Genomic DNA, 13,316 nt, shown 5'->3' on the forward strand with positions numbered 1-13,316 from the left:
GCGACCGCCGGCGCGCGGCCCCGTACCCCCTGACACCCCGGCTCCTCCCGGCACTCCGTCCCACCGTCCCATCCGGACGGGCCGCGTGATCCGCGGCCCGTCCGGCGCACCGCCGTGCGGACGCACGACCGCGTCCCGCGCCATCGACCCGACAACCCAAGGGATCGCCCATGCTTCCCCTCTCCTCCTCGCAGGAGATCGTCTGGCTGCACGAACAAGTGCAGCCCGGCAGCCGCGCCTACAACTTCACCGCCTCCCTCGACCTGTGGGGCACCCTCGATGTGGACGCGCTGCGCAGCGGCCTGGCCGCGACGCTCGCCCGCCACCCCGGCCTGCGTCTCGAACTGGTGGCCGTGGAGGGCGCGATGCCCGGCCAGCGGGTCGCCGACCACTGCACGCCGCGGCTGCGCACCGTGGACATCACCTGGGAGGCCGACCCCGAGGCCGCCTTCGAGAAGCTGCTGCGGGCCGAGGCGGAGACGCCGCTCGACACCTTCGACGCACCCCTGCTGCGCTGGACCCTCGTCAAACTCGCCGAGGACCAGCACCGGCTCATCCACGTCGAGCACCACCTGATCCACGACGGGCACTCGTTCGCCATCCTGCTGAACGACGTCTTCAGCGTCTACAGCGCCCAAGTGCGCGGCGAGAGCGTCGAGTTGCCCGAGGCGAGTTCGTACGCCGACCACGTACGGGCCAGGGCCGGCGACATCCGCGCCGAAGAGCTGAGCGCCAGTCTGGAGTACTGGGCGGGGACCCTGCGCGATGCCTCGTACGACATGCCGCTGCCCGGACTCGCCCGGCCCGGCGCGCGCCGGCGCCACCACGGCGGCCAGCTGCGCCAGTCGATCGGCGCGGACCTCGCGGAGCGACTGCGCGCCCACACCCGTGAACGCGGCCTCACTCCCTTCGCGACCCTGCTCGGACTCTTCGCAGAGCTGTTGCGGCGCCACAGCGGACGCAGCCAGATGGTGGTGGGAACCGCTGTGGGCAACCGCCCGCGCGGCTACGAGGACGCCGTCGGCATGTTCGTCAACACCATCCCGCTCCGTCTCGACCTGGACCCCGGCGCCCCCGCCGAGGACACCATGGACGAGGTCACCGACACCCTCATCCGCGCCCTCCCGCACCAGGAAGTGCCGGTCCAGGAGCTGACCCGGGCGCTCGGCCTGCACACATCGGGCGCCGACAACCCCCTGTTCGGCGTCATGTTCAGCGCCCACGACGCGCCGCTGCCCGAACTCGACGTGCCCGGCCTCGACATCACCCTCTTCGAGGGGTTCAACACCGGCACCACCCGCTTCGACCTCGATGTGGTGCTGCTCCCCGACGACCGGCGGGGCGTGAGCCTGCGGCACGGCGCCGCCGGCATGACCCTCGTCTGGGACTACGACGCCGACCTCTTCGGCGAGGGCGTCGCGAAGCTGCTCGCCGAGCGCTTCCTCGACCTGCTGCGCGCCTACCTCGACGCGCCGGCCACCCCCCTCGCCGACCTCGCGCTCCCCGCGGCGCCCCCGGCGGCGGCCCCCGCGCCCGCCGTGGCGCCCGGCCGCGACCCGCTCGACCCGGCCGCCCACCAGGACCCGTCGCTCCCCGCGTTCCTCATCGGCGCCCGCCGCATCACCTACGGCGAGCTCGACGCCCAGGTGACCTCGCTCGCCGAGCGGATGCTGGCGGCGGGCGTACGCGCCGGACAGCCGGTCGCCGCGGTGCTGCCGCGCGGCGCCGACTCGGTCGTGACGCTGCTCGCCTGCCTGCGCACCGGCGCCGTCCACTGCCCGCTGTCGCCGTCCGACCCGGCCGCCCGTCTGGAGCTGCTGCTCGACCGGCTCGCCCCCGCGCTCGTCCTGACCGCCCCGGGCGCCTCGCCGGCCGTTCCCGCCGGCCTGCCGCACGCCCCGGTCGACGCGCCGGTCCTGCCGGCCGCCCGCGCGGCCGACGTGGTGCCCGACACGGCATACGTCATCCACACCTCCGGCTCGACCGGCATACCCAAGGCCGTCGCCGTCGGCCGGGACGCCCTCGTCAACCATCTGGCCGGCGTGGCCGAGCGGTTCGCGCTCGCGCCCGGCGACCGGGTCCTCCTCTTCGCCCAGCCCTCGTTCGACGTCGCCCTCGAAGAGATCCTCCCCTCCCTGCACGCCGGAGCCTGCCTCGTCGTGCCCGAACAGGACGTACCGACCGGCGGCGAACTGGCGCAGACGCTCGCCGCCGCCCGCGTCACCGTGGCCAACCTGCCCACCAGTTACTTCCTCGCCACCCGCCAGGACCTGCTGCCGGTGCTCACGGAAGGCCGCTGGGCGCCGCGCCTGCTCGTCCTCGGCGGCGAGCGCATCCCGGCCGACGTGATGCGTACGTTCTTCTCCGAGTCCGGCAGCGGCACGGCCACCGGCACCGGCCCCGGCGGCGAGAACGGCACCGGCCGCCCCGCGTTCACCGTGCTCAACGTGTACGGCGTGACCGAAGCCGCCATCAGCTCCACCGTGCACGAGATCACCCCGGAGAGCCTCGTCGACGGCGCGGAGATCCCGCTCGGCGTCGAACTCCCCGGTGAACGCGTCCACGTCCTGGACGAGGCGCTGCGCCCGCTGCCCACCGGCGCGGTCGGCGAACTGGCCATCGCGGGCGCCGGACTGGCCGAGGGATACGTCAAGAACCCACAGGCCACCGCGGCCCGCTTCGTCACCGTCGACGCGCTCGGCGGCGAACGCGTCTACCTCACCGGCGACCTCGGCTACCGCGGCGAGGACGGGCTGCTGCGCTTCCTCGGCCGCCGCGACAACCAGATCAAGCTGCGCGGCTACCGCATCGAACTCGAAGAGGTGGAGGCCGCCGCGTCGGCCGCGCTCGGCGGCCGGTCCTGCGCCGTCGTCCTCGACCGCGAAGCCGACGGCGGCCCCCGCCTCGTCGCCTTCCGCGAACGCGCCGACGAGGCCGAGGAGTGGGACGAGCAGGCGCTCCACGCCGAGCTGAGCCGCCGCCTGCCCGGCGCGCTCGTACCCTCCCGCTGGGTGCTCCTCGACACCATGCCGACCCTCGCCGGAGGCAAGCCGAACCGGGTGGCCCTGGCCCGTACGGCGGCCGAGACGGCGCCGGCCGCGCCCGCCGAGGAAGCGGCCCCCATGACCGACCCGGCCCGCTCGGCGGACCCGGCCGTCGTGCTGCTCGCCGAGGGCTGGCGCGAAGTGCTCGGCCACGACCGCTTCGACGAGACCTCGCACTTCTTCCACGTCGGCGGCCACTCCCTGCTCGCCGCGCAGCTCGCGGCCCATCTGGAGCCGCGCCTGGGGGAGCGCCCTTCGCTGCGGCTGCTCTTCCAGCACCCGGTCCTCGCCGACCAGGCCCGCGCCCTCGCGGGCACCGCCGCCCCCGCCCCCGCCCCCGCCCTCAGCACGCCGAAGGAGTCGTGATGACCACGAAGTTGATGGACCGTCAGAACGAGGAACACCCCGTCGAGGGCCGGCCGGGCGGCGCCGCCTTGAGCCTCCTGCGCGGCGCCCCGCTCGCCGAGTCCGCGGCCCAGGGCGTCCTCGCGCGCTACGAGGAGTGGGTGCGCCGCTCGCCCGAGGCGCCCGCCGTCATCGACGGGGAGCACCGCTGGAGCTACGCGCAGCTCGACGAGGCGGCGGACGCGGTCGCCGCGGCGCTCGCCGGCCGGGTCGGAGCCGGGGACATCGTCGGCGTGTGCCTCGACCGGTCGGCCGCCCTGGTCGTCACCGCGATCGCGCTGGCCCGTGTCGGCGCGGTCTACCTGCCGCTCGGCCCGCGCCCCGGGGAGCGCCGCATCGCGGCAGTCGCCGAGGACATCGGCGTCGCCTGCCTCATCGGCGCCCCCGAGAACCTGACGGCGTATCACCCTGCCGCGGAGCAGGCCGAGTTGCCGGTGTCGGGAGAGGGAGCCAACGCCGCGACCCGTGTCGTGGCCGCCTTCACGCCGGTCGCACCCGGCGCGCGCACCGCCCCGGCCGGGTCCCTCTACGCCGTGCTCACCTCAGGCTCCACCGGCCGCCCGAAGGCGGTCGCCGTCGCCGAACCCGCCCTCGCCGCCCTCGTCGACTGGTACCGCGAGGAGACCGGGCTCGCACCCGGTGACCGGCAGTCCCTGCTGATCGGCGTCGCCTTCGACCCCCACCTGCTCGAACTGTGGGCGGGCCTGGCCTGCGGAGCGGCCCTCGTACCCGCCCCCGACGACGTCCGCTGGGACCCGGCGGCCCTCACCGACTGGTGGCGCGCGGCCGAGGTGACGGCCTGCGTCGCCGCGACCCCGATGATCGAGCCGCTCCTCGACCGGCCCTGGCCCCAGGAACTGAAGCTCCGCCACCTCGTGGTCGGCGGCGACCGGATGCGCCGCCGCCCCGGCGCCGACGTGACCGCCACCGTGCACAACGCCTACGGCCCCGCCGAAGCCACCGTCGCCACCACCACCCACGCCATGCGGGCGGACGACCCGGACGTGGACACCGACGACGCGCCCCCGATCGGCCTCCCGGTCGCCGGCGCGAGCGTCGCCGTCACCGACGCCGACGGCGCCGTCGTGGCCCGCGGCGAGGACGGAGAGCTGCGCATCGGCGGAACCTGCCTCGCCCTCGGCTACCTCGACCCCGAGCTGACCGCCCGCCGCTTCACCGCGCCGCCGGCCGAACTCGCCGACCTGGAGCGGATGTACCGCACCGGCGACCGCGTCCGCATGCTCGACGACGGCCGTCTCGTCTTCCTCGGCCGCCTCGACGACCAGGTCAAGATCAGCGGCGTGCGCATCGAACCGGCCGAGGTCGAGGCCGCGTTCGAGCAGCACGAGGACGTCCGCAGCGCCGTGGTCACCGCACCGCGCGACACCGACGGCCGCGCCCGGCTCGTCGCCCACGTCCTCCCGGCCCCCGGCGCCACCCCCGCCGCGGACGACCTCCTGGCCGGTGTCCGCGCCTGGCTGCCCGAACAGGCCGTGCCCTCCACGGTGCGGATCGTGGCCGCCTTCCCGCTGGACGCCAACGGAAAGGTGGACCGGACGGCCCTCCTGAAGGAGGCTGAACAGGCCCCCGGGGCGCTCCCGTCGGACGCCGCGGTGCCCGAGGACGCCACCGCCGACGAACGGCTCGTGCTCGTCACCGTCCGCGACCTCCTCGGCCGCCCCGAGACCACCCTCGACGACAACTTCGCCGGCGCCGGCGGCACCTCCCTCCTCGCGGCCCGCCTCCTCGAAGCGCTGGAGAAGGCCACCCAAGTCCGGCTGCGGGCACCGGAGTTGCTGCGCCAGCCGGACCTGAGGGCGATCGCCGCCGTACTCGACAAGCGCCGCGCCGCGGCCCGCACCCCAGGATCCTGACGTGAGCACCCCGCAGCCCCGCACCGACGACCGGAAGGAACGGACCGTGACCGTGGCCCGGACCGGCCTGCCCGCCCTGGTGGCGCGGCACGCCGAACACACCCCGCACGCCCTCGCCGTGGCGGACGGCGACACCACCCTGACGTACGCACAGCTCGCCGCGGACGCCCGGCGCCTTGCCGCCCACCTCCAGGACCACGGCGTACGCCCCGGCGACTCCGTGGCCCTCCTCATGCCCCGCTCGGCCAGGACCGTCGTCGCCCAGCTCGCCCTGTGGTGGGCCGGCGCCGCCTGCGTACCCCTGGACCCGGCGCACCCCGCGCCCCGGACCGCGGCCATGCTGGAGGACTCCGGAGCCACGCTGACCGTCGGCGACGGCAAGCTGCTCGAATCCGCCGCGCCCCCCGGCGCCACCCTCGCCCTGCCCGACGACGAACAGCTCGCCGACGCGGAGCCCGCCGACGCGGAGACCGGCACCGGGGGACCCGGCCCCGACGCCACCGCGTTCGTCATGTTCACCTCCGGCTCCACCGGCCGCCCCAAGGGCGTCGCCGTCCCGCACGGCGCCATCGCCGAACTCGTCACCGACCCCGACTACGTCACCGTCACCGCCCGCGACCGGGTGCTCCTGCACTCCCCGGCGACCTTCGACGGCTCCACGTTCGAGGTGTGGTCGGCGCTCGCCAACGGCGCCGCCGTCGTGGTCTGCACCATCGAACGCCCCTCGTTCGAGGATCTCGCCAGGGAGGTCGAACGGCACGGCGTCACCGTCGCGTTCTTCACCACGGCCCTCTTCCACCAGCTCGCCGCGCGCCGCTCCCGCCTCTTCACCCTGCTGCGTACCGTCGTCGTCGGCGGCGAGGCGATGGCCGCCCAGCACGCCCGCGCCGTCCTGCGCGCGTTCCCCTGGGTCGAACTCGTCAACGGCTACGGCCCGACCGAGACGACCACCTTCGCCACCGCCCACCGCGTCAGCGACGCCGACTGCGACGGACCGGTCCCCATCGGCCGCCCCATAGCGGGCGCCACCACCCACATCCTCGACGAACAGGGCCGGCCCACACCTGCCGGTTCCCGCGGCGAGCTGTGGATCGGCGGAAGCCGCCTCGCCCACGGATACACCGGGCAGCCCGGACTGACCGCGGAACGCTTCGTCGACCACCCGGAGTTCGGCCGCCTCTACCGCACCGGCGACCTCGTGTCGGCCCGCCCCGACGGCGTCCTCGGCTTCCACGGCCGCACCGACGACCAGATCAAGGTACGGGGCTTCCGGATCGAGCCCGGCGAGATCGAGCACGCGCTGCGCGAGCAGCCCGAGGTGGACGACGCGGCCGTCACGGTACGCCGCCCCACCCCCGACGACACCCGTCTCGCCGCCTATGTGGTGGCCGGCCCCGGACCCGTTCCCCGCACCGAAGCGCTGCTGGCCCGCCTCACCGCCGTCCTGCCCGCGCACCTCGTCCCCGACGAGCTGACCTTCGTCGGCCACCTGCCGCTCACCGCCTCCGGCAAGGTGGACCGCCGCGCGCTCGCCGAGCTCGGCACGCCCGTCGGGGCCGCGGCCGCCGCCGCACCACTGACCCCGCTCCAGCAGGCCGTCGCCGATGTGTGGAGCCGCTCGCTCGGCTGCGAGGTGACCCGGCCCGACGCCGGCTTCCTCGACCTCGGCGGCCACTCCCTGCTCGCCCTCGTCGTCGCCGAGGACCTGCGCGAGGAGCTCGGCGTGGAACTGTCCCTCGCCGACTTCTTCACCGCCCCCACGGTGGCCGGCCACGCCGACCTGGTCGAGCGCGCCCTGCTCGCCGCCCACACCGATCTCCACCCCGACGCGCCCGAGGACACCGATGGCCACTGACACCTCCGCCGCCGCCCTGCAACAGGAGCTGCTGCGCAGAGCCCGTGCCCGCGCCGCGAACCGCACCGCGGCGCCGGCGCCCGCGGCCGCCTGTGACCCCGGCCCCGCCCCGCTCACCCACGCCCAGCGCCGCATGTGGCTGATGGAACGCCTCGGCCACAGCGGCGCCCAGTACAGCGTGCCGTTCGCCACCCGGCTGCGCGGCCCGCTCGACCCGGACGCCCTGGGCCGGGCCCTCACCGCGCTCGTACAGCGCCACGGCATCCTGCGCACCCGCTACGGGAGCGACGGCGACGAACCCTGGCAGGAGACGCTCCCCGCCCCCGGGGCGATACCGGTCACGGTCGTCGCATCGCCCGGCGACGGCGACGACCTCCTGGCCGCGGAGGCCCGCCGCCCCTTCGACCTGGCCACCGGCGCCCTGCCGCGCGCCCTCGTCCTGCGCCACGCGCCGCAGGACCACACCGTTCTGCTGACGTTCCATCACATAGCCATCGACGGCGGCTCCTTGGAGACCGTGGCCCAGGAACTCGCCACGTTGTACGCCGCCGCCGTCGAGGGCCGCACCGCCACGCTGCCCGAGTCGCCGCAGTACGCGGATTTCGCCCGCCGGGAGCACGCCGACGCGGCCCGCCTCGACGCCGGCCTCGCCCACTGGACCCGCACGCTCGCCGGCGCCACCCCGCCACGCCTTCCCCGGCCCGCCACCGCACCCGCGGACGTGGCGAAGCGCCCGGCCGCGACCCGTGCCGCCGCACTCGGCGACCACGTCCTGCCCGCCCTGCGCGAGCTGGGCCGCACCCGCAACGCCACCGTCTTCACGGTGGGCCTCGCCGCCGCGTTCGCCGCACTGCACCGGCTCACCGGCGAGAGCGACCTCGTCATCGGCTGCGCCGCCACCCACCGCGAGGGCCAGGCCATGCGCGGCCTGGTGGGGCTGTGCGTCAACACCCTTCCGGTACGCGTCGACCTGTCCGGCGACCCCGGCTTCGCCACCCTCGTCGAGCGGGTACGCGACGCGCTCCTCACCGCCCAGCACCACCGCGACGTGCCGTTCGACCTGATCCTGGAACGGCTCGGCGCCGGGGTCCGGGGCGACGACGGCACCGCCCTGGTGCGTGTCACCACCGACGTCGTCGGTGAACCGACCGCCCTCCAGCTGCCGGGCCTCGAAGCGTCCGCCGTCGAAGTCGGCCTGGGAGAAGCCAAGTTCGACCTGACACTCGGCCTCCTGGACACGGACCGCCCCGAGAGCCTCGTCCAGTACGCGCGGACCGCCCTCGACGACGAGACCGGGGAGGCCCTCGGCGCGTCCTTCGGCGCACTGCTCACCGCCGTGGCGGCCGACCCAGGGATCCCGCTGTCCCGCCTGCCCGGCCGCCGCGCCGAGACCCCGGCCGACGCGGGACACCCCGCCGAGGCACAGCTCCGGGCCCACCCCGATGTGGCCGAGGCACATGTGCCGGACCCACAGGGCGGCCCGCTGCTCGCCTACGCCGTACTGAGCCGCACCGGAGGGCCCTCGCCCGTCCAGCTCCGCACCCACCTGCGCGGCATCCTCACGCGCGACCTGGTGCCCGCCACCGTCATGCTGCTCGACACGATGCCGCGTACGCCCGGCGGCGCCGTGGACGCCGCCCGGCTGCCCGCCGCCCCGCGCCCCGCGGCGCCCGGAAGCCGCCACAGCCAAGCCGTCACGGAGGCCTTCGCCGGCCTCCTCGGCCGGCGGCCGGAGCCGGACGAGGACTTCTTCGCCCTCGGCGGCCACTCCCTGGCAGCCGTCCAGCTCGCCGAACGCCTGCGCACCGCCCTCACCCTGCCGCTGACCGGCCTGGACATCATGCAGGCCCGTACGCCACGGGCCGTCGCGGCGCTGCTCGACGCGCGCGAGTCGGAGCGCGCGGCAGCCGTCGAGGCATCGGCATCGGCAGCGGCATCGGCGGCTGCGTCGGCATCGGCCGGCACGGCCGCCCGCCCGCGCCGGGCCCGCGAAGGAACGGTCCTGGTGACCGGCGGCACGGGCGGCGTCGGCGCGTTCGTCCTGCGCGAACTCGCCGCGCAGGGGCGGCCGGTGCTCGCACTGGCCCGCCCCGAGTCGGGGCACCTCGTCGGCGGCGACGGCATCGAGGTGATCGAGGGCGACCTCGCCGACCTGGACAGCCTGCGCGCCGCGGTCGGGCGCGCCGACGCGGTGATCCACGCGGCGTGCACCTTCACCCGCCCCGACGTGGACGTCGCCGCCATGCGGGCGATGGTCGACGCGTGGCGCGGCGGGCCCTTCGTCTTCGTCAGCAGCGTCGACGCCTACGGCCGCCCGTCCGCCGCCCGGGTCGCGGAGGAAGCGCCGTCGCAGGCGCCACTGAGCGCCTACGGCCAGGCCAAGATCGACTGTGAACAGCTCCTGCTGCACGCGGCGGGCACCGGCGGCCGGGGCGGCGCGAGCGCCGTGCGCTCACCCATCGTGTGGGGAGCCCACGACCGGCTGCGCGACCAACTCCGGTGGGGCGCAACGGGGTTGCTGTACCAGGCGGCACTCGCGGGACGGCCCGTCAGCCTGCCGGCCCCCGGCACCGGCGGCCACGACTGGTACGGCGCGCCCTGGGTGCACGCCGCCGCCCTGGCCCGCGCCGTGACCTCCTGCCTCGACGCCCCCGTCCACGGCGTGGCCAACGCGGTGAGCGGACACGTGGCGTGGTCCGACCTGACCGCCGAACTGGTGGCGCTGCTCGACAGCGACAGCACCGTCACCTTCGACGAGGAGGTGCACCAGGACCTCGACCACCGCTGGCACTACCGCGCGGACCGCCTGGCCCCGGCCCTGCGCCCCGCCCCGGGCGAGGACCTGCACACGGTGCTCGCCTCGATGATCAAGCCCGCGGGAGCCTGAACGGCGGGGACCTGAACGAGAGGGATCTCAACGACGGGGACATCCAACGGGGTACGCCCGTGGCACTCGCGGTCCTTGAGCACAGCAGTGTTTGAGGACGCGCGGGCGCCACGTGCGTACGCCGGAGGGACCGAGGAACTCACCGCAGCGTCGTCGGCGGCAGGAACTCGCGGGGCGCCTCCCGGTGCCACCACGCTCCGGTCGCCCTCAGCTCCTGCCACGTGGTGAAGCGGTAACGCCACACCCGGGCGCGGATGAAGGCCGGTGGACCCTCGGGGAAGGGGTTGTGCCGCAGCAGGCGCAGCGTGTCGCGGTCCTGGGCCAGGAGACGCTCGACGAACCCGCCGAACCAGGAGTAGCCGTACGAGGGGGAGAGCGCCAGGAACCAGAGCATCCAGTCGAGCCGCAGATGGTACGGGGCGAACTGGCGTGGCAGCCGCCGCACCTCACCCGGCTTGCCATGGAACGCGTACTCCCGCCACACCGTGTCCGGCGTGATGACCTCGTCCGCCGTACCCTCGATGACCACCTCATGGCGGATGCGCGAGATGCTCCCGAACGCCCCATAGGAGTTCACCACATGAAACGGCTCATACGCCGTGTTCATGAGCTGTCGGCGCGACAGGAGATTGCGGGCCGGGCGATAGCTCAGGACCAGCACGAGCGCCGCGACGAGGGCGACCACGGTCTCGTACCAGAGCGGAGAGCCCGCCGGCGAGGGTGCTCGCGCGAAGCGGGGGCCGTCCACCGCGGAGGCGGCCAGGACGATGGTCAGCCAGTTCAGCCAGGCGAAGTTCCCGGACAGCACCAGCCACAGCTGGGTGCAGATGATGAGCACAGCGGCTGCGCCCGCCACTGGCTGAGGAGCGAACAGGGCGATCGGCACGACGAGTTGCACGAAGTGGTTGGCGGCCACTTCCACACGGTGGACCGGCTTCGGGAGATGGTGGAAGAACCAGCTCAGCGGCCCCGGCATCGGCTGGGTCTCGTGGTGGTAGTACAGACAGGTGAGATCACGCCAGCAGGCGTCGCCGCGCATTTTGATGAGCCCCGCGCCGAACTCCACACGGAACAGCACCCATCGCAGCAGCCACATCAGGAGCACCGGCGGAGCGACCTCGTCGTTGCCCAGGAAGACCGCGAGGAAGCCGGTTTCGAGCAGCAGGGACTCCCAGCCGAAGCCGTACCAGGTCTGGCCCACGTTCACGATCGACAGGTACAGCACCCACAGGACCGCCCAGAACAGCATGGCCGCCCAGAGCGGCACGGCGTCCGCGGCCCCCGCCACGACGGCCGCGGCCAGCAGCGCTCCCGCCCACGCGCATGCCGCGAACAGCCGGTCCGAGTACCGCAGATGGAAGAGGCTGGGGGCGCTGCGGAACGGCACGCGCCGCACGAAGTCGGGGACGGGCAGCATGCCGCGCTCTCCGATGAGCGCACGGAACTGACGTGCCGCCGCGATGAACGCCACGAGGTAGACGGCCGCCAGCGAGCGCTGGAACACGAGCCTGCCGAGCCAGTACGCCGACGACGAGAACCACTCCACGGCGGGTACGCCTCCAGCTGAGGTCGGTGAGGCCGGTGCGGGCCCTGGATGCTCGGGGCGGGCGGGGTGAGGGTTTGCGAGCCCTTAGTAGCGGGGATCGGCGTGCCAAGTCCAGGCGGGCGACGACCACATCACCCGCTCGCGCGAGAACCCTGATCATCGGAAGAGGCCGGCCCGTGTGCCGTACGCATCGAGCCGAGCGAGGGGGTTTCGAGCGGAGCCCGGGTGGCTGCTTCGTCGCGGGGCCCCGGACGCCCGCCCGTGCCCCGCGCCCTCACGGCAGGGACCCGCTCTCCCATGCCCCTCACCCATGACGCACGGAACGACCCGAGGGGACCACATGGTCCGGTGCGCCGTGTGTGACGACCCCATGTGGCGCGCGTTCTGCCGGTCCCCGGCGGTGTCGGGCGGTATCGCGACAGCCGGTATGCCCCTCGTCGGCGGTGCCGGTGCGTGCGAGGGTCTTTGCGTCGTGAGAGCCATCCTGACAAGGGGAGTTCAGCATGGGCATGCGCAAGGCAACCAGGGCCGCGCTCGGCATCGGCGCGATGACCCTCACCCTGGCCGCGGCGACCTCCGGGGTCGCCTTCGCCGGTCCGGGCAACAACAACGGTGCCACCGTGACCGGCGTGACCGGCGTCAGCCCCAGCGAGGGGTGCACCCCGGGCTACTTCTGCATCTACACGGGCGCCAACTACACCGGAACCATGTTCCGCATGTACCACTGCGCCGAATACAACCTCAACTACTGGAACGGCGTGGGCTCCTGGATCAATGACAACACCGGCGGCGCACACGCTCTGATCCAGGACCGCAACTACACCACGCTCGTCGACACCGACCCGACCAACCACTGGTACGACGGCAGCTACAACTTCGCCTCCGCGTGGCACGTCAAGGCGTGCTGACCCGCCGAGCCGACCGGTGCCCGCGAGCGGATGCGCCCCGGCCGCCGCTCACGGCCGCTTCCGTCGCCCGTCCCGCCGCCCGTTGAGGTAGGTGCCGCGGGCGGCGGGACGGGCGACGCCGCCGTCAGACGTTGACGCCGAAGTCGGAGGCGATCCCGGCGAGCCCGGAGGCGTAACCCTGGCCGACGGCGCGGAACTTCCACTCCGAGCCGTGGCGGTAGAGCTCACCGAAGACCATGGCCGTCTCGGTCGAGGCGTCCTCGCTGAGGTCGTAGCGGGCCAGCTCGGCACCGCCCGCCTGGTTGATCACGCGGATGTAGGCGTTGCGCACCTGGCCGAAGCTCTGGCCACGGGCCTGCGCGTCATGGATGGACACCGGGAAGACGATCTTCGAGACCGGTGCGGGGACCGACGTGAGGTCGATGTTGATCGTCTCGTCGTCACCCTCGCCCTCGCCGGTGAGGTTGTCACCGGTGTGCTGCACCGAACCGTCGGGGCTGGTCAGGTTGTTGTAGAAGACGAAGTGGCTGTCGGAGAGCACCTTGCCGCTCTCGTTGCACAGCAGCGCGCTGGCGTCGAGGTCGTGGTCCGTGCCGGTGGTCGTCCGCACGTCCCAGCCGAGGCCGACCGTGACGGCGGTCAGTCCCGGGGCTTCCTTGCTGAGCGAGACATTGCCGCCCTTGGCGAGGCTCACGCCCATGTCGATCCTCCGTGGTTGTGCCGGATGCGTCCTCGCATAACAACGCCCGGCGCAGCGCTACGGTTCCACGGTTGCGCAATCCCCGAACCGAGTCGGG

7 protein-coding genes are annotated in these 13,316 nt (G+C 74.2%); 5 read left to right on the forward strand and 2 right to left on the reverse strand.

Going from position 1 to position 13,316, the window contains the following annotated elements:
- Window positions 1-170 precede the first annotated feature (170 nt).
- Genes OOJ98_RS12355 through OOJ98_RS12370 form a run of 4 tightly spaced genes read left to right on the forward strand, consistent with a single transcriptional unit; the run spans window position 171 to window position 10,065 of the window.
- A complete protein-coding gene (locus OOJ98_RS12355) occupies window positions 171-3,410 on the forward strand; it encodes an amino acid adenylation domain-containing protein (RefSeq protein WP_267054691.1) in 3,240 nt (1,079 codons plus the stop codon).
- Window positions 3,410-5,323, forward strand: coding sequence for an amino acid adenylation domain-containing protein (locus OOJ98_RS12360; protein ID WP_267054692.1), 1,914 nt, complete (start codon window positions 3,410-3,412; stop codon window positions 5,321-5,323). Before OOJ98_RS12355 ends, OOJ98_RS12360 begins: the two co-directional genes overlap by 1 nt.
- 1 nt (window position 5,324) lies before the next feature.
- Window positions 5,325-7,178, forward strand: coding sequence for a non-ribosomal peptide synthetase (locus OOJ98_RS12365; protein WP_267054693.1), 1,854 nt, complete (start codon window positions 5,325-5,327; stop codon window positions 7,176-7,178).
- Window positions 7,168-10,065: a condensation domain-containing protein gene (locus OOJ98_RS12370; RefSeq protein ID WP_267054694.1), complete on the forward strand. Its 2,898-nt coding sequence runs from the start codon at window positions 7,168-7,170 to the stop codon at window positions 10,063-10,065. The genes OOJ98_RS12365 and OOJ98_RS12370 overlap by 11 nt, the downstream gene beginning before the upstream one ends.
- A 139-nt stretch (window positions 10,066-10,204) precedes the next feature.
- Here OOJ98_RS12370 and OOJ98_RS12375 read toward each other — a convergent pair whose 3' ends face one another.
- Window positions 10,205-11,611: a lipase maturation factor family protein gene (locus OOJ98_RS12375; RefSeq protein ID WP_267054695.1), complete on the reverse strand. Its 1,407-nt coding sequence runs from the start codon at window positions 11,609-11,611 to the stop codon at window positions 10,205-10,207.
- Between the two features lie 509 nt (window positions 11,612-12,120).
- Here OOJ98_RS12375 and OOJ98_RS12380 point away from each other — a divergent pair.
- Window positions 12,121-12,519 carry a peptidase inhibitor family I36 protein gene (locus OOJ98_RS12380; protein WP_267054696.1) on the forward strand — a complete coding sequence of 133 codons (399 nt, stop codon included), beginning with the start codon at window positions 12,121-12,123 and terminating at the stop codon, window positions 12,517-12,519.
- Between the two features lie 124 nt (window positions 12,520-12,643).
- On the opposite strand, the gene OOJ98_RS12385 is transcribed toward OOJ98_RS12380, so the two are convergent.
- A complete protein-coding gene (locus OOJ98_RS12385; protein ID WP_267054697.1) occupies window positions 12,644-13,219 on the reverse strand; it encodes a TerD family protein in 576 nt (191 codons plus the stop codon).
- Between the last annotated feature and the right edge of the window lie 97 nt (window positions 13,220-13,316).

It is taken from the genome of Streptomyces sp. NBC_00083 (assembly GCF_026343295.1).
Taxonomy (GTDB): domain Bacteria; phylum Actinomycetota; class Actinomycetes; order Streptomycetales; family Streptomycetaceae; genus Streptomyces.